Below are 17,188 nucleotides of genomic sequence, written 5' to 3' on the forward strand. Positions count from 1 at the left end.
TTCGTATATTGAATCTAAAGGTCAGCTTTCATGCTGGCCTTTTTTGTAACTAAATTTCTGTAATATCCATGATTACGGCGATTTTTATGAGACTAAAGATAGGGCATGTGATGTCTGGCGAATTTAACCTGATTGAAAAATATTTTGTAAATCGACAACCACAACGTAAAGACGTACTTCTGGCTGCTGGCGATGACTGTGCTTTAGTCAAAGCGCCGGGCAATGTTGAGATAGCGATCAGCACGGACACCTTAGTGGCTGGTACCCATTTCTTAGCGGAAGCGAATCCGGCTTGGGTGGCACACAAGGCGTTGGCTTCCAATATCAGTGACCTTGCTGCAATGGGCGCGACGCCTGCTTGGGTCTCTTTTGCTTTAACCATGCCTGAAGTGGATGAAGCATGGCTTGCTCCCTTCTGTGACTCCTTTTTTAAACTCGCAGACTACTTTGGTATTCAGTTAATTGGTGGTGACACCACCAAAGGCCCACTAAGCCTGACACTGACGGTACAGGGCTTTGTTCCTGAAGGACGAGCGCTGCGCAGAGATGGCGCGAAAGTGGGCGACTGGATTTACGTAACAGGTAACCTAGGTGACAGCAAAGCTGGCCTAGAGGTGTTACTTAACCCAGAGCAGAATAGAGCGAAGCCCTATGCTGCTGAGCTTGAAGAGAGACATTATGTGAGCGCTCCACGAGTGTTAGCGGGTCAGGCGCTTGTGAACCTTGCTTCATCGGCGATTGATATCTCTGATGGCGTTATTGCTGATTTAAAACATATCCTTAAGCGTTCTCAAGTTGGTGCGAGTATTGATGTAAGCACGCTGCCTATCTCTCCAGAGTTACGTCAGTTCGCTCCTGATATCACTTCAGCTCAGCAATATGCGCTGACCAGTGGTGAAGAGTACGAACTGTGCTTTACTGTACCAGAAGAGAATAAAGGGTCGTTGGAAAGTGCTTTGTCACACACTGGTACAAAAGTCACCTGCATTGGCCAGATAAGACCTGTAGAATATTTTGAATTACACAATAATGGTGAACCACTAAGCTGGAACTTAACTGGTTACGATCACTTTAAGGTTAATTGATGACAAACCCACTTTCTCTTATTTCTCTTAAAAACCCTTGGCATTTCTTAGCAACGGGTTTTGGCAGTGGCTTATCGCCTATTATTCCCGGCACAATGGGCACGCTCGCGTCTATTCCGTTGTACTTGTTGTTGGTTCAGTTACCGTTTCCTGCTTACGTAGCTGTGGTGGTGGTAAGCTGCATTATTGGTATTAAGATCTGCCAAGTAACGTCTGATGATATGGGCGTGCATGACCACGGTTCTATTGTTTGGGATGAGTTTGCAGGCTTTTGGATCACCATGAGCTTAGTGCCTATGCTGAATATTCCTGTCGATGACTGGAAATGGCTGTTGACTGGTTTTGTGCTTTTCCGCTTCTTTGACATGGTAAAACCATGGCCGATTGGTTGGTTAGATGCGCGAATTCACGGCGGCTTAGGTATCATGATTGACGATATTGTAGCGGGTATTATGGCGGCTATTTCGTTGTATGCCGTGGCACATTTCGCAGGTTGGTTAGTGTGAGTTAACTGAAGGGCTAAGGTTTCGCAGTCGATACACCAAACTAATTATCGGATACTAAAAAGGTTGACCCTAGGGCCAACCTTTTTTGTTTTGTCGCTTATGCTGTTTGCTTGTGAAAGCTATTTGGCAAGGTAGTCTGAGATAGACTTCTCAATACCTTTCGCATCTAAGCCAAGCTCTTCATGCAGCTCACCTTGAGTACCTTGAGCAATAAACTTGTCAGGTAGGCCAAGGTTTAAAACAGGCATCAGTAGTTTTTCTTGCATCAAGAACTCAATCACACCCGCGCCCGCACCACCTGCAATCGCGTTTTCTTCGATAGTCACTAGTACATCGTGGTCAGCAGCAAGTTGTTTGATCAGAGCTTCATCGAGTGGTTTCACAAAACGCATATCTGCAACTGTAGCATCGATGGCGTCAGCGGCTTGAAGTGCACTCTCAAGGAAAGTACCAAAGCTTAAGATAGCGACTTTCGAGCCATCTTTTGCTTTTTCGCTTTCGCGAACGATACGACCTTTACCAATCTCAAGCGCGGTAAATTCATTTTGAATCTCAGTGCCCATACCATTACCGCGAGGGTAACGAACGGCACTTGGACCTGTGTGCTGGTGGCCGGTGTAAAGCATTTGGCGACATTCGTTCTCGTCGCTTGGCGCCATGATCACCATGTTTGGAATACAACGCATAAAGCTTAAGTCGAACGCACCTTGGTGTGTTTGACCATCAGCGCCGACAAGGCCAGCACGGTCGATAGCGAACATGACCGGTAAGTCCATGATAGCCACATCGTGGATCAGTTGATCGTAGCCACGTTGTAGGAACGTCGAGTAGATAGCGACAATCGGTTTGTCACCTGCAATCGCCATACCCGTTGCTAGCGTCACAGCATGCTGCTCAGCAATCGCTACATCGAAGTATTGTTCTGGGTACTCTTTCGAGAAACGCACCATGCCAGAGCCTTCACGCATTGCAGGCGTGATCGCCATCAGCTTAGGATCTTGCGCGGCCATATCACACAGGAAGTCGCCAAAAATCTTAGAGAAAGTTGGTTTAGAGCTAGTGCTCTTAGGCAGACTTGAGTGTGCTGGATCGAATTTCGGTACGCCGTGGTAACCGATTGGATCTTTCTCAGCTGGCTCGTAGCCTTTGCCTTTCTTAGTCATGATGTGCAGGAACTGAGGGCCTTTAAGGTCTCTCATGTTCTTAAGCGTTTTAATCAGCTCATTGACATCGTGACCATCAATTGGGCCAATGTAGTTAAAGCCTAACTCTTCGAACATGGTGCCAGGGACAACCATGCCTTTTAGATGTTCTTCTGTACGACGAACCAGCTCTTTAATCGGCGGAACGCCTGATAGCACTTTCTTGCCGCCCTCACGAATTGACGTGTAAAGACTGCCAGAAAGAACTTGAGCTAGGTGGTTGTTTAGCGCACCTACGTTTTCAGAGATCGACATCTCGTTATCGTTCAGGATAACCAGCATGTCATTGTGAATATCGCCCGCGTGGTTCATAGCTTCAAATGCCATACCCGCAGTAATCGCGCCATCACCAATCACACTCACGACTTTACGGTTCTTGCCTTCTTTCTTCGCACTGATAGCCATACCAAGTGCAGCACTGATCGACGTTGAAGAGTGACCAACAGAAAGGGTGTCGTATTCGCTCTCTTGACGCCATGGGAATGGGTGCAGTCCATCTTTTTGACGGATAGTTGACAAGCGGTCGCGACGACCAGTAAGAATTTTGTGCGGGTATGCTTGATGGCCAACATCCCAAACCAACTGGTCAAAAGGCGTGTTGTACACATAGTGCAGAGCAACTGTCAGCTCTACTGTACCTAAGCCTGACGCTAAGTGACCACTTGACTGGCTCACTGAGTTAAGAAGATAGGTACGTAATTCATCACAAAGCTGTGTCAGCGTCTCTTTTGGAAGTAGACGCAAATCCTCTGGCTTATCAGCCAAAGCAAGAGTTGGGTACTTTGATATATCAAGAGTCATAGGTAATGCGCGCTTATTGTCTTAGTTCTTGCGCTCGATGACGTATCGGGCGAACTCTTCGAGTAACTGGGTATTGTATGGGATTGCAGCCAAAGCTTGAAGCGCTTCCTGTAGCAGAGTTTGCGCTTTTTCTTGAGCGCCCTCTAAACCTAGCAAAGAAGGGTAGGTGCTTTTGTTCAATTCTTGGTCAGAACCCTGTGGCTTACCCAAAGTTTCAGTATCGCCAGTGATATCTAAAATATCATCTTGAACCTGGAATGCTAATCCAATGGCATCGGCGTACTTGTCTAATTGAGGCATCACTTCAAACGCTTTTTCACCAGCAGCAAGCGCACCTAAACGAATCGCACATTTCATTAGCGCGCCCGTTTTATTGCGGTGAACTTCTTCTAACTCTTCTAGCGTGACAGAGCGGTTTTCAGCTTCAATATCAAGTGCTTGTCCAATGCACATACCTTGTGCACCAGAGGCTTCAGCTAGGCGTTGAATCATTCGAACGCGATTGCTTTCACCGTCAGCACTTAATGTACCTTCCGCAAGTATAGTAAACGCGAGAGTTTGTAGTGCATCGCCAGTTAAAATTGCCGTTGCTTCATCGTATTTGATGTGACAAGTCTGATGGCCACGACGCAGTTCATCGTCGTCCATTGCTGGAAGGTCGTCGTGAATCAGAGAATAGGCATGAATACATTCGATTGCAGATGCTGGAGTGTCGAGTTCTTCAGCGGTGCAGCCGAGCATTTCCCCTGTAATGTAGACAAGAAATGGACGCGCGCGTTTACCGCCTAAAAGTAACCCATAACGCATCGCGTTGATCAGGTTCTGATTTTGGTGTGGCAGGCGATCAAGCCAAAGATTCAGTTGCTCGTTATTACGTGCTTGATAAGACAATAAAGTCTCGATCATAGGGGATCTCATACAATTCGTTATTCTGGTTGTGGGTTAAAGTCACTAAGTTCTGCGTTTTCATCATTTTGCAGTAGGATGCTAACACGCTGTTCAGCATCGTTTAGTTTGCTTTGACCGGCACGAGCGAGGGAGATGCCTCGTTCGAACTTTTTCAGCGCATCATCTAAAGCTAGATCACCATTTTCTAGTTGATCAACCAAGCCATCAAGCTCTTCGATTGCTGCTTCAAAGCTCATATTTTCAGGTTTCTTAGTAGCCATAATAAATCTGCGTTTGGAAAGATGAACGAACGTTACCCTAGGCCGCTGAGATGGTCAAATGTAACCAAGAAATTTTGCTAGAAAGTTCGTTTTTAAGGGGCTTGAACGCACTTTGCTTGAATAACCTTAGTTTTATCGAGTTTATGCGCTACGTATAAGAGCAAAGTAAGCCAATAGTTGGGATTCAAAAACGAAAAGTGTGATACTTAGGCCAAGAATTTACTAAAAGATCTTATAGTCTTGCCGATACAAAGATTATCGTCGACATAGAGCTACAAAAAAGCATGAGGAGTGCTCAGTGGATTTAGCAACCCTAATAGGTTTGATTGGTGGATTTGCCTTTGTAATTATGGCAATGATCCTAGGTGGAAGCCTCGGGATGTTCTATGACACGACATCCATTTTGATCGTAGTTGGTGGCTCAACTTTTGTTGTTCTAATGAAGTTCACCATGGGACAGTTCTTTGGCGCGACTAAAATCGCAGGCAAAGCTTTTATGTTTAAAGCGGATGAGCCTGAAGATCTTATTGCGAAAGTTGTAGAGATGGCTGATGCGGCTCGTAAAGGTGGTTTCTTAGCACTGGAAGAGATGGAAATTAACAACAGTTTCATGCAAAAGGGCATCGACCTATTGGTAGATGGCCATGACGGTGATGTGGTACGCGCTGCACTGCAAAAAGACATCGCATTAACCACAGAACGTCACGAACAGGGGGCGAAAGTGTTCTCTGCATTCGGTGATGTTGCCCCTGCGATGGGCATGATTGGTACCTTGGTTGGTTTGGTTGCCATGCTTTCAAACATGGATGATCCAAAAGCGATCGGCCCTGCGATGGCGGTAGCACTTTTGACCACCCTGTACGGTGCGATTCTTTCGAACATGGTGTTCTTCCCTATTGCTGACAAGCTTGCGCTGCGTCGTGACCAAGAGACACTCAACCGTCGTTTGGTTATGGATGGCGTACTCGCGATTCAAGATGGTCAGAACCCACGAGTAATCGATGGTTACCTGAAGAGCTACCTAAACGAAGGTAAGCGTACGATTGATGGTGAACCTGCGTAAGAGGAGTTGAAGATGGATGAAGAAAATCCATGTAAATGTCCTCCTCCGGGGTTGCCTCAATGGATGGGGACATTTGCTGACTTGATGTCACTGCTGATGTGTTTCTTCGTATTGCTGCTCTCATTCTCTGAGATGGACGTACTGAAGTTCAAACAGATCGCTGGCTCGATGAAATTCGCGTTTGGTGTACAAAACCGCTTGGAAGTTAAAGACATTCCTAAAGGCACCAGCATCATTGCACAAGAGTTCCGCCCTGGTCGCCCAGAGCCGACACCGATTGATGTGATCATGCAGCAGACGATTGATATTACGCAGCAAACGCTTGAGTTTCATGAAGGTGAATCTGAGCGTGCTGGCGGTACCATGCGTGACCAAGGCAAGATGACCGGAGGCAAGTCGCCAGAAGTCTCGACTCACGACAATCAAAACTCTGAGTCAGACCAACAGCAACAACAAGCTGAAGCTCAATCGCAAGAGATGGAAATCTTGATGGAAAGCATCAAGAAGGCGTTGGAGCGAGAGATAGACCAAGGCGCGATTGAAGTTGAAAATCTTGGCCAGCAGATTGTGATTCGAATTCGTGAGAAGGGTGCATTCCCATCGGGTTCTGCTTTCCTACAGCCTAAGTTCCGACCTTTGGTGAGACAGGTTGCTGAGTTGGTGAAAGATGTTCCGGGTATCGTTCGAATCTCAGGACACACCGATAATCAACGTCTTGATTCCGAGCTCTATCGCTCTAATTGGGACTTGTCATCACAGCGAGCGGTGTCTGTTGCTCAAGAGATGGAAAAGGTGCGTGGTTTCTCTCATCAACGCTTGAGAGTACGCGGCATGGCGGATACCGAGCCAGTAGAGCCAAACGATACTGAATGGCAACGTAGCCTTAACCGCCGCGTTGAAATCAGCATCATGCAAGGTGAGCCGCTTTACAGTGACGAAGTGCCTGTTATTAATGAATAGCCTATACGTGCTCACGCGGTAGCATCCAGATAGCATCGAAAGCCCAACCTTATAATGAGGTTGGGCTTTTTGTTTGCTGGTCTTCAATGGTTCTCTGCGGTATTTATGTCGTTTCGAAACCTGCTACTGTTAATAACAAGCGGTTTAATGATGGTGTTACAGCAAGCACTCTTTTCCTTGCTTCACTTTCTCATGTATAATTCGCGCCCTTAGATTTAGATATGATCTATTCTTGCTTCAAGTGCTGTGTAAATTCTCTAATTTACTTGGCGATGAGCGTTTTCAAAATTTTGAACATTAATGTTGTGAAAGTACTATGAAATTTATTGTTAAGCCCCATCCGGAAATTTTTGTAAAAAGTGAATCGGTGCGTAAGCGCTTCACAAGGATTCTAGAGTGCAACATTCGTAACGTTATTCAACGTCGCTGTGAAAGTGTTGCGGTATTCAACCGTCGCGATCATATTGAAGTGACGTCTGAGAGTGACCAGTACTACGCAGAAGTGTTAGAGGCTCTGACTCACACTCCAGGTATTCACCACTCTCTTGAAGTTCAACAGTCTGAGTTCAAAGATTTGCACGATATTTACGAGCAAGTACTAGAACGCAGCCGTGCTGACATTGAAGGCAAGACTTTCTCTGTACGTGCTAAGCGTCGTGGTAAGCATGACTTTACCTCTATTGAACTTGAGCGCTACGTAGGCGGCGGTCTAAACCAAGCAGTTGAGTCAGCGAAAGTTCGACTTAAGAACCCTGATGTAACCGTTAAGGTTGAAGTGGCTAACGACAAGCTAAACCAAGTTCTAGCTCGCCACAAAGGCCTAGGTGGTTTCCCTCTTGGTACTCAAGAAGATCTACTGAGCTTGATCTCTGGCGGTTTTGATTCTGGTGTTTCAAGCTACCTGCACATCAAACGTGGCTCTAAGGTTCACTACTGTTTCTTCAACCTTGGTGGCCCAGCGCACGAGATTGGCGTTAAGCAAGTAGCTCACTACCTATGGAATAAATACGGCTCATCTGCAAAGGTGAAGTTCATTTCTGTAGACTTCGAACCAGTAGTTGCTGAAATTCTTGAGAACGTAGAAGACGGCCAAATGGGCGTTGTTCTTAAGCGTATGTTCATGCGCGCTGGTGGTATGGTTGCAGAGCGCTTCGGTATTGAAGCTCTAGTAACAGGTGAAGCACTTGGTCAGGTTTCTAGCCAAACGCTAACTAACCTTCGCCACATCGACAACGTGACAGATACTTTGATTCTTCGTCCGCTTATCAACTGGGATAAAGAAGACATCATTGACCTTTCTCGTATCATCGGTACTGAAGACTTCGCTAAAGTAATGCCTGAGTACTGTGGTGTTATCTCTAAGAAGCCAACAGTGAAAGCGAAGAAAGGCAAACTAGAAGCAGAAGAAGCTAAGTTTAACTTTGAAGTACTGGATCAAGTGATCGAGAACGCTCGTGTTATGGATATCCGTGACATCGAGAAAGAGAGCCAAGAGCAAGCGCCTGAAGTTGAACAAGTTCAAGCTGTTGCTGAGCACGCTATCGTTCTTGATATCCGTAGCCCAGAAGAAGAAGACGAAAGCCCACTAGAGATCGAGGGTGTTGAAATTAAACACATCCCATTCTTCAAGCTTTCGACTCAGTTTGGCGACCTAGACCAAGCGAAAGAGTACTTGCTGTACTGTGACCGTGGTGTAATGAGCCGTCTACAGGCACTTTACCTACAAGAGCAAGGCTTCCATAACGTTAAGGTTTACCGCCCGTAGTGGTGTATTGACCAACCGTTAATCATTTTGCAAAGCCGCTTACTGAAAAGTAAGCGGCTTTTTTATTTTCTCTTGTGAATGATTTACAGTAGTCAGACAGAGGCGCGAGTTTGGGCGTGCTATCGTCATGCTCAGCTTTGAAATTTTTGATTGATAGAAATAGTGAGTTCTAAACGGGTTTATAAGTACCGAAGAAGTGTGAGTATCTTGAAGTATTCTGTTACTTTTTAGTGCAACTCAATGGTGCTATTTGTATGTGTTCAGTTGATTATTTGAGTGGGTGTCTGATTCTGTGATTGGCGATGAAAAATAATAAAGATTAATTAGCACAGCTATTGATAAACTTGTTGTTACATTTCTTTGCACATAAAAAAACACCGCCCATAAGGCGGTGTAAACAAATTTGACAGACAGGTCAAAATAAATACAGGAAGTACATGCCTCGTTTCAGTATAAACTGCAACAAAACATTTGGTAGAACTCTACCCAACTCGAAAAGAACGAGTTTGCAAACACAACATCGCAGGAGCTAAGCCAATTGATTCTAGAGAGAATCAAGCCGTTCAGGCTAGCTGCTGCGGGATGAAATATAGAATTTCTCTGGCCGCTAGGCAATGGACAAATTATAATGTTTCAGATAAAAAAAACTAATGCTTATTTAGAGAGTAACTATGTCTCGTCGATTACCCCCATTAAACTCGCTAAGAGTGTTTGAAGCAGCAGCTAGACACTTGAGTTTTACGCGTGCCGCAGAAGAGTTGTTTGTTACTCAAGCGGCGGTCAGCCATCAGATCAAAGCGCTTGAAGAATTCTTATCTTTGAAGCTGTTTCGCCGAAGAAACCGCTCTTTGCTGCTGACTGAAGAAGGCCAAAGCTACTTCTTGGATATCAAAGATATTTTCACATCACTGGCAGAAGCGACAGACAAAGTGCTTGAGCGAAGTGAGAAGGGCGCATTGACCATCAGTTTACCACCGAGTTTTGCTATTCAATGGTTGGTACCAAGGCTCGCTGACTTTAATCAGCAAGAGCCTGATATTGATGTAAGAATCAAAGCCGTTGATATGGATGAAGGCTCGCTAACCGATGATGTAGACGTGGCTATTTACTATGGCCGAGGTAATTGGTCTGGGCTCAGAGCCGATAAGCTTTACCAAGAATACTTGATCCCTCTTTGCTCACCTTCCGTGTTGCTAGGAGTAAAACCATTAGAATCTCTCAGTGATTTAGCATGCCATACGCTATTGCATGATACTTCTCGAAAGGATTGGAAACAGTTCGCTAAGCAAAATGGTATCGATGGGGTAAACGTTAATCACGGTCCTATCTTCAGTCACTCAACCATGGTGTTGCAGGCAGCGGCTCACGGACAGGGCATTGCTCTGGGTAACAACGTATTGGCGCAGCCTGAAATCGAAGCAGGTCGTTTGATTGCACCTTTTGATGAAGTGTTGGTGAGTAAGAACGCCTTCTATGTGGTTTGTCATGAGAAACAAGCCGACATGGGTCGTATTGCTACCTTCCGTGATTGGATGCTAGCGAAAGCGCAAAGTGAACAAGAGGACTTACTCGATGAATAACGTCATCATTGATGGTGAAGACAATCCGATCACCTTTATCTTTGCCCATGGCGCTGGCGCAGGCATGGATCATGAGTTCATGCAGTTGGTAGCCAAAGGGTTAGCCTTTAAAGGGATACGAGTGATTCGTTTCAACTTCCCTTACATGATCAAACGTGCTGAAGATGGTAAGCGTCGTCCACCTGACAGAGCACCTAAGCTACTTGAAGCCTACCAAGAGATTATTGAGCAGGTTGATGCCGATAAGCTTGTGATTGGTGGTAAGTCGATGGGAGGGCGTATGGCGAGCCATTTGTCTGAAGTTGATAAGGTGGCCGCAATGGCATGTTTAGGCTTTCCTTTCCATCCTCCAGGTAAACCCGAGAAATACAAAGGTGAGCATCTGGCTGAGTTAGCAAAGCCATGCCTCATTTTACAAGGTGAGCGCGATACCTTTGGTAAGCGTGAAGAGTTTGCTGATTTTGATCTGTCTGATTCTATTCGTGTTGAATTTATTCCCGATGGCGACCACAGCTTTAAGCCGCGTAAGAGTTCTGGTTACACCGAACAGCAGAATATTGCTTTAACCGTTGAGAAGTTATCGGCGTTTATCAAAGAGGTGCTCAATGAGAAGTAAGTATTTACTCTCGTTTGCTGGCATCTCTGGCGCGATTGCTGTGATGCTTGGCGCCTTTGCAGCTCACGGTTTGAAAGCTATTTTACCTGAGTATCTGCTAGGTGTGTTTGAGACTGGTGTTCAGTACCAGTTTATCCATACTCTGGCGATATTGGCGTGTGGTGCTCTGCTTCAGATGAAACTTGGCGCTAAATCACAAAAATATTTTTTCATTGCGGCAATTTGCTTTATCATCGGCATCCTTTGTTTTAGTGGCAGCCTTTATGGCTTGGCACTGACAGGAATAAAATGGTTTGGCCCTATCACTCCGTTTGGTGGTCTACTATTTATCATTGGTTGGGGAGTCTTCTCCTTCGCTGCTTTGAATATAAAAGAGGTAACTCAGTGAAACACGTACTACTTTATTGTCGCTCTGGTTTTGAAAAAGAATGTGCTGGCGAAATTCAAGACAAGGCAACACAACTGGAAGTGTTTGGTTTTCCTCGCCTAAAGAACAATACAGGTTTTGTATTGTTTGAATGTTACCAAGCAGGTGAAGCGGATAAGTTGATCAAAGAGATCGATTTCCAATCACTGATCTTTGCTCGTCAAATGCTAGCAGTGGCTGTTGAAATTAAAGACCTGCCAACCGATGACCGTATTTCTCCAATTCTTGAGGCACTTTCTGAGAAAGAAGGTTTCCCTCGTTGTGGTGATATCCGTATTGAAACGCCAGACACTAACGAAGCAAAAGAGCTTTTGAAGTTCTGTCGTAAGTTTACTGTGCCGATGCGTCAAGCTATGCGTGGTAAAGGCCTGATGACTGCGAAAGATAACGCTAAGAAGCCTGTGCTTCATTTATGCTTCATCGCTCCGGGTCACTGTTTTGTTGGTTACTCTTACCCAACGAACAATTCACAGTTCTTTATGGGTATCCCTCGTCTGAAATTCCCATCAGATGCGCCAAGCCGTTCTACATTGAAGCTAGAAGAAGCATTCCACGTATTCATCCCTCGTGATGAGTGGGACGAGCGTCTGGCTCCAGGTATGTGGGGTGTTGATTTAGGTGCGTGTCCAGGTGGTTGGACTTACCAATTGGTTAAGCGCTCGATGTTCGTTCACTGTGTTGATAACGGCATGATGGCAGACAGCCTAATGGAAACGGGTCAAATTAAGCACCACATGGTGGATGGCTTTAAGTTTGAACCAGACCGTAAGAACGTAACTTGGATTATCTGTGACATGGTTGAGAAGCCAGCTCGTGTTGCACACCTTATGGGTGAGTGGATCATCAAAGGCTGGGCGAAAGAAGCACTGTTCAACCTTAAACTGCCTATGAAAGGCCGTTACGATGAAGTACTGCAAGATATCGAGAACCTAAAAGTGTTCCTTATTGAGAACAAAGTGAAGTTCAAGATGCAGGCTAAGCACCTTTACCACGATCGCGAAGAGATCACGGTCCACATTCAGGCGCTTTCAAACATCTCACCGCACTAATATTTACGTTAGTGTGTCAGTGATAAAAAATGCTCCTTTAAGGGGCATTTTTTGTATCTGCAGTTTAGCAAACTCTGGGTTGAATCTATGGCTATATGTCGCCACAAATCCCATTCATTAATCAGGTATTGGTGTTGTTATTATCAATACAACTGACATGAACATCGCTAAATATCCTACATTAGCCGTTATCTGAGATGAAAAAAGCCGTAAGTGAACGAGACTTACGGCTACCTAATTCAGGGGTGATTCGAACAAGGCTTTATTCAATAATTCAGCAGCAAAACGAAGTAAGTTTTACAGCCAGAACATGTTAATCAAATTCTATTTTATTAAAAGTAAGTGAATGTAAGTAAAGAATGTAAATGATAAGAATTATCATTCAGATTATGTAATATTCACACCTCCTCACTCGAACTTATAAAATATAAAAATAGAATATGAAACTTAAAGCACTATCAGTGGCCGTAACGGTTGCCTTAACTTCATTTACAGCACTTGCTGCCGACGAACAAGAAACCGTAGTGGTTATCGGTTCCGCTCTTGATCAACTTGTTCAGACTGAAATCAACTCAGACACCCTTGAAAAGAAACAAGCATCAGACATCAAGGATGTTTTGAACACCATGCCGAGTGTGACGGTAGACGGAAATGCACGTTACTCTCGTAAAGTCTATGTACGTGGTATGGAAGATAAATTTGCCGTTGTGACGATTGATGGCGCTCGTCAAGAAGGGCAGCTATTCCATCACTCGGGCGATCAGGCGATTGACCCTGCGATGCTTAAGCGTGCTGAAATTGAACTGGGTGGTAACTCAGCGCTTTCGGGTTCGGGCGCGATCAACGGCTCATTTAGCTACGAAACCAAAGACCCAAGCGATTTGCTTAAACCGGGTGAAAGTGTTGGTGCTCGAGTAAAAACAAGTTACCAAACGGCTTACGAGCGTTTCGCAACCAACGTTGCTGTGTACGCAAAAGTGAACGACAAGCTGCAGTTCATGGGCATTGCAAATTACTCAGAAGATGGCGACCTGCATATTCCTGATCAGGAAGCGGTAACGTCTAAGCAAGGCGAGCTTAAGTCTGGTTTGGCTAAGGTTGTCTTCATCCCGAATGATGCCAATGAGTTTAAATTGACCTTCAACCGTTACAACGATGGTGGTAAGCGTCAGCTGTCTGGTGAGAAGGCGGGTGCACTGTATGCTGATGATGAACACAACTACCACTCGCTAAACCGCGATACAGTAACTTTGCAACATGAGTACGATGCGGGCAGTGATTTGGTACATCTGAAAACCAATGTTTACTACAACCGCCAGTACATGGAGCGCGATGCGCTTGTTGATACGGCGTGGGACAAAGACGCGAACGGCAACTGGATCAAAGATGGCACGATTGCTATCCCAGACCGTGAATACAACGTGACGACCATCGGTGGTGATATTCGTAACATCTCTTGGGTTGGTCAGCATGAATTGACCTACGGTCTAGATGGTTACAAGGCTGAACAATGGATTGATGCTGGCGATGGTGTGTACCAAAGTGGTTCGCAACAAGGTCAAACTAAGAAGTACGGCATGGACGGCGGCACTGTGACTGCTTACGGTCTTTACGTACAAGACATGTACGAGTTCAGCGATTTCCGCTTAACGAGCGGTTTGCGTTACGACGTTCATAAACTTGGTGGTGTTTACGATGGTGATTTTGATCAGCTGTCTCCAAAGTTCAAGGGTGAATACCAAACCACGGATAACCTAAAACTTCGTGTGGGCTATGGTCGTCTGTTTAAAGGTGCATCATTGCCAGAAGCGTTGACGATGAAAGCTGCACCTGATGTTAACCAGTCTGATACCAAAGCGATGACGGGTAACAACTACGAAGCGGGTTTTGATTACGAGCTGACACGTCTGCTTGCTGCTGATTACGCTATCCTAGGTTTTACGGCTTACACCTACAATCTTGATAACCAGATGCACCCAACTAAGAACAACTCAACATTAGCAAACCAATATGATGTTGAAGTGTGGGGTGTTGAAACCGTATTGAGCTATGAGCTAGATGCGTTAAGTGTTTACGCTAACCACTCATACTCTGATGGTGACCAGAAAGACCTAGAGAATGGCAAAACGAGCCATATGAGTAAAACAGGTATTCACAACTTCAAAGCGGGCTTTAACTACAGCCTAAACAGTGAGTTTGTGTTTGGTTGGGATTCACGCTTTGTACCGGGTAATGACTACATGGACGAAGATGGTGAACAGGTTAAACGTGCTGGTTTCGCAACGCATAACATTTGGGCGGCTTACACTCCAACGTTTGCTAAAGATCTAGAAGTGAACCTTGGTGTCGACAACCTGCTTGATAAGAAGTACGCAGAGCATACTGGTTTTGGTATTTCTTGGGGCTCAGATAAGTACACCAGCTACGAAGCGGGTCGTAACTTCAAAGCGTCTATCGCTTATAACTTCTAGTCATCCGACTGAATCCGCTTAGGCGGCAGCCGTAAATAACAAAAAGCCTTAGTGTGAACTAAGGCTTTTCTGCTTCAGAAGCTTTGTATATAGAGAGTAGGGATCTAAGCGTTTGCTTCGTAGCGAATATCTTGCAGATTGAACCCTAAATCAATATCGGTTTTGAGTGCCGATACTTGCTTACATACACGAGCGGATTCGATGTGTTCGTCGAACTTCTTACGATATTTTTTCGGTAGATCTTCTGCTTGATAGGCCGCTTCGATATCTGGGTAAGTGGTTAATATCTCTTTGGCTGCTTTTGGCCCGATACCTGGGATTCCCGGTACTTGGCTAGAGCTTACGCCTGTTAATCCCCAGTAATCTGCCAGTTGTTCAGGTTTAACGCCAAACTCAGCTTCAATAAAGGGTTTATCTAACCAGCGGTGCTGGAAGTAATCTCGGATCTGCAGAGTGGGTGATAGCAGCTGGCAATACCCTTTGTCTGTCGAGATGATGGTGACGGTTTCTCCGTGATCGGCCACTTTCTTAGCGAGTGTCGCGACGAGATCATCCGCTTCATCGCCATCAGACAGCAGTGAATCAATGCCTAACTCCCACCAAGCTTGTTGAATAGCATCAAGGCCTTTCATCAATGGTTCTGGCATCGGTTTACGATTCTGCTTATAAGCAGGAAGCACATCTGCGCGCCAGCCACGGTCTTGTAAATGGTGATCAAATACCGCGATGATGTGGGTAGGCTTTGATTCATTCAGAATCTTATTGAGAGTGCGAGTTGTGGTGGTGATGGTTCTTGCTATATCGGTTGGATCCGGCTGAACAGAGTGCACGCGTCGGATGAGGTTTAAGGCATCGATAATAACAAGATGGATAGACATAAGTTTCCACTAAATAGGCAATAAAAAAGGGGCTGCTAGCCCCTTATAGTAACGTATCACTTGGTGAGTTGAAACGTTAGCGACGTAAACGTCATAACCTGATTAACTTTATGTCTGCCAATTGGTTATCACTCACTTAGTTACTCGTTAATGAGTGTGCCTAATCGCTTGGTGCGATTTTATAGCAAGGCACGTAATCAGAGCCGCCCGGTAACTTCATTCGATGTTGCTCAACAAAATCGTTTAGCAGTTGGTCCATCTTGGTCATTAGCTCTTTGTCGCCATCAATTAGGAATGGGCCGTGCTTCTCGATCTCGAGAATACCCTCTGCTTTGACGTTACCCGCCACAATGCCAGAAAACGCTTTACGTAAATTAGCCGCTAGGCTTTCTGTTTTTTGGTCCATATGAAGATCAAGTGCCGCCATAGACTCGTGTGTTGGGTCGAATGGCAGTTGGAACTCAGGCTCAATATGCAGTGACCAGTTGTAGCTGTAGGCATCACCGGTCTCTTTACGGTGAGAACGCACATCTGGCATCGCTTGTTTCATGATTTTCGCAGCGCGTGCTGGGTCATCAATCACGATTTCATAATGTTTCTGCGCATCAGGCCCTAGAGTTTCACCAATGAACTTATCGATTGAGCGGAAGTAAGCTTCGCTCTCTTTCGAGCCAGTTAGGACAATCGGCATTGGCTGTTCGGCGTTATTCGGGTGCATCATGATCCCTAAGATGTACAGCAGCTCTTCGGCCGTGCCGGGGCCGCCTGGGAAAATGATGATGCCATGTGCCATACGAACAAACGCCTCAAGACGCTTCTCAATATCTGGCATGATCACCAGTTCGTTCACGATTGGGTTTGGTGGCTCAGCCGCAATGATCGAAGGCTCGGTAAGCCCCAGATAACGATGATCGGTGTAACGCTGCTTCGCGTGACCAATGGCAGCCCCTTTCATTGGGCCTTCCATAGCACCCGGTCCACAACCGGTACAGATATTCAGTTCACGCAGGCCGAGCTCATTACCGACTTCACGAGTGTACTGGTACTCGCTAGCATTAATAGAATGACCACCCCAGCATACAATCAGGTTAGGCTCGATGCCCGGCGTCAGCGCACCTGCATTTCTCAAAATACCAAACACAAGGTTGGTAATGTGAGTGGCATTAGTCAGGTTGAGTCGTTGGTTATCGGCTAAATGCATGTTGACGTAAACAATGTCACGCAACACTGAGAATAGGTGCTCTTGAATACCCTTGATGATTTCACCATCGACAAAGGCATGCTCTGGTGGGTTGCTCAGTTCGAGCTTAATACCACGCTCACGGCGAACGACTTCGACATCGAACGACAGATATTTGTCGAGCAACTCTTTGGAGTTGTCGGTGTGGCTACCCGAGTTCAGGACCGCTAACGTACAGTTACGATACAGTTGGTACAGATCACTAGACGCGGTTTTCTTAAGACGCTCAACCTCAAGTTGAGAGAGTAAATCCATGCTACCGGCAGGGCTGATATGAGTGATCATAGTGCCTCCTTGTTGAAAAGAGCAGGGGACGTTGAAGTGACCCTCTGGCTCGAGAGTGAGAAGCAAACGTTGAAAGTGTTTGGTTAAAGGT

Annotated in this window: 15 protein-coding genes; 10 read left to right on the forward strand and 5 right to left on the reverse strand. The window is 45.6% G+C overall.

Translation table 11 applies throughout. The features are described 5' to 3' along the window. Positions 1-110 precede the first annotated feature (110 nt). Both thiL and pgpA read left to right on the forward strand, forming a co-directional pair. Positions 111-1,085 carry a thiamine-phosphate kinase gene (thiL, locus tag AB4484_RS07655; RefSeq protein WP_050619964.1) on the forward strand — a complete coding sequence of 325 codons (975 nt, stop codon included), beginning with the start codon at positions 111-113 and terminating at the stop codon, positions 1,083-1,085. After that, positions 1,085-1,591 (forward strand): phosphatidylglycerophosphatase A, encoded by a 507-nt coding sequence (gene pgpA / locus AB4484_RS07660; RefSeq protein WP_050619963.1) that lies wholly within the window; start codon positions 1,085-1,087, stop codon positions 1,589-1,591. Before thiL ends, pgpA begins: the two co-directional genes overlap by 1 nt. Before the next feature lie 119 nt (positions 1,592-1,710). Here the strand turns inward: pgpA and dxs are convergent, their stop codons facing one another. The 3 genes from dxs to xseB are packed head-to-tail and all read right to left on the reverse strand — an operon-like array spanning position 1,711 to position 4,763. Further along, entirely contained in the window at positions 1,711-3,594 is a 1,884-nt protein-coding gene (gene dxs / locus AB4484_RS07665; RefSeq protein ID WP_372077363.1) for a 1-deoxy-D-xylulose-5-phosphate synthase, read from the reverse strand. Positions 3,595-3,615: 21 nt separating this feature from the next. Beyond that, positions 3,616-4,500: a (2E,6E)-farnesyl diphosphate synthase gene (gene ispA, locus AB4484_RS07670; RefSeq protein WP_048612246.1), complete on the reverse strand. Its 885-nt coding sequence runs from the start codon at positions 4,498-4,500 to the stop codon at positions 3,616-3,618. A gap of 20 nt (positions 4,501-4,520) precedes the next feature. Continuing rightward, positions 4,521-4,763: an exodeoxyribonuclease VII small subunit gene (gene xseB / locus AB4484_RS07675; protein WP_004734405.1), complete on the reverse strand. Its 243-nt coding sequence runs from the start codon at positions 4,761-4,763 to the stop codon at positions 4,521-4,523. 298 nt (positions 4,764-5,061) lie between these two features. Here xseB and pomA point away from each other — a divergent pair, with 298 nt between their 5' ends. The 8 genes from pomA to AB4484_RS07715 all read left to right on the forward strand — a co-directional run bounded on the left by pomA (position 5,062) and on the right by AB4484_RS07715 (position 14,694). Next, the gene (gene pomA, locus AB4484_RS07680; protein WP_017060778.1) at positions 5,062-5,826 is read left to right on the forward strand and encodes a flagellar motor protein PomA; all 765 of its coding nucleotides are present in this window, start codon (positions 5,062-5,064) and stop codon (positions 5,824-5,826) included. A gap of 12 nt (positions 5,827-5,838) precedes the next feature. Next, on the forward strand, positions 5,839-6,786 hold the full coding sequence (locus tag AB4484_RS07685) for a flagellar motor protein MotB (protein ID WP_372077366.1): 948 nt from the start codon (positions 5,839-5,841) through the stop codon (positions 6,784-6,786). A gap of 316 nt (positions 6,787-7,102) precedes the next feature. Beyond that, on the forward strand, positions 7,103-8,551 hold the full coding sequence (gene thiI / locus AB4484_RS07690; protein ID WP_017060776.1) for a tRNA uracil 4-sulfurtransferase ThiI: 1,449 nt from the start codon (positions 7,103-7,105) through the stop codon (positions 8,549-8,551). Positions 8,552-9,222: 671 nt separating this feature from the next. Then, positions 9,223-10,131, forward strand: a complete 909-nt coding sequence (locus tag AB4484_RS07695; RefSeq protein WP_012604639.1) for a transcriptional regulator GcvA — start codon at positions 9,223-9,225, stop codon at positions 10,129-10,131. Continuing rightward, entirely contained in the window at positions 10,124-10,747 is a 624-nt protein-coding gene (locus tag AB4484_RS07700; RefSeq protein ID WP_081229494.1) for an alpha/beta fold hydrolase, read from the forward strand. The genes AB4484_RS07695 and AB4484_RS07700 overlap by 8 nt, the downstream gene beginning before the upstream one ends. Then, a complete protein-coding gene (locus tag AB4484_RS07705) occupies positions 10,737-11,135 on the forward strand; it encodes a DUF423 domain-containing protein (RefSeq protein ID WP_372077369.1) in 399 nt (132 codons plus the stop codon). Before AB4484_RS07700 ends, AB4484_RS07705 begins: the two co-directional genes overlap by 11 nt. After that, on the forward strand, positions 11,132-12,223 hold the full coding sequence (gene rlmM, locus AB4484_RS07710) for a 23S rRNA (cytidine(2498)-2'-O)-methyltransferase RlmM (RefSeq protein WP_017070491.1): 1,092 nt from the start codon (positions 11,132-11,134) through the stop codon (positions 12,221-12,223). The genes AB4484_RS07705 and rlmM overlap by 4 nt, the downstream gene beginning before the upstream one ends. A 440-nt stretch (positions 12,224-12,663) precedes the next feature. Further along, a complete protein-coding gene (locus AB4484_RS07715; protein ID WP_050644929.1) occupies positions 12,664-14,694 on the forward strand; it encodes a TonB-dependent siderophore receptor in 2,031 nt (676 codons plus the stop codon). 104 nt (positions 14,695-14,798) lie between these two features. On the opposite strand, the gene xni is transcribed toward AB4484_RS07715, so the two are convergent. Together xni and ppnN are read right to left on the reverse strand one after the other, a co-directional pair. Beyond that, positions 14,799-15,572 carry a flap endonuclease Xni gene (gene xni, locus AB4484_RS07720; RefSeq protein WP_372077371.1) on the reverse strand — a complete coding sequence of 258 codons (774 nt, stop codon included), beginning with the start codon at positions 15,570-15,572 and terminating at the stop codon, positions 14,799-14,801. Positions 15,573-15,732: 160 nt separating this feature from the next. Then, a complete protein-coding gene (gene ppnN, locus AB4484_RS07725) occupies positions 15,733-17,097 on the reverse strand; it encodes a nucleotide 5'-monophosphate nucleosidase PpnN (protein WP_048615532.1) in 1,365 nt (454 codons plus the stop codon). Between the last annotated feature and the right edge of the window lie 91 nt (positions 17,098-17,188).

Origin of the sequence: Vibrio sp. 10N.261.46.A3 (assembly GCF_041472995.1) — a bacterium.
Lineage (GTDB): Bacteria > Pseudomonadota > Gammaproteobacteria > Enterobacterales > Vibrionaceae > Vibrio > Vibrio coralliirubri.